Raw genomic sequence first — 568 nt, forward strand, 5'->3', positions numbered from 1 at the left:
GGAATCATCGGTGGTATTACAGGTGGCGGTGATGGTGGTCCACTAGGTCCAATCACTGGCATTATCGGTGGTATTACAGGTGGTGATCTTGGCAACAACCCTGTAACGGGTGTCATCAAAACAGGTATCGATGTACTTCAAGGTGTTGAAAGCCTAAAAACTGAAATCATCAATACAGGTATCGACACTGTTGCTGGCACAATCATCGGTGTATTCCCTCAAGCAGAACATCCTGTCGGTGATCTCGCAAATCTTGGCACGCTCACTTTTGAAACTTCTCACGATACCGTCAACGGTACACTTGAAGCTATCTCTGATTTAGCAGGTGCTAATTTTGCTGGTGCACTGGATAATGCAACAGGTGTCATTGGCACACTGATCAACAATGGTTCAACTGCTGCAGATATTATCCAACACGTCATCGGTGAAGATCTGCTTGGTGGTGGAATTATTGATGGCATCACAGGTGGCATTGGCGGTGATGGTGGCCCATTAGGTGCAATCACAGGTATTATCGGTGGTATTACAGGCGGTGGTGATGGTGGTCCACTAGGTCCAATCACAGGTA

The 568-nt window shown here is 47.0% G+C and carries 1 pseudogene; it reads left to right on the forward strand.

Annotated elements, in window-relative coordinates:
• Positions 1-568 (forward strand): annotated as a pseudogene (locus F991_RS17710) (agmatine deiminase); the annotation flags it as partial.

It is taken from the genome of Acinetobacter sp. CIP-A165 (genome assembly GCF_000367985.1).
GTDB lineage: Bacteria > Pseudomonadota > Gammaproteobacteria > Pseudomonadales > Moraxellaceae > Acinetobacter.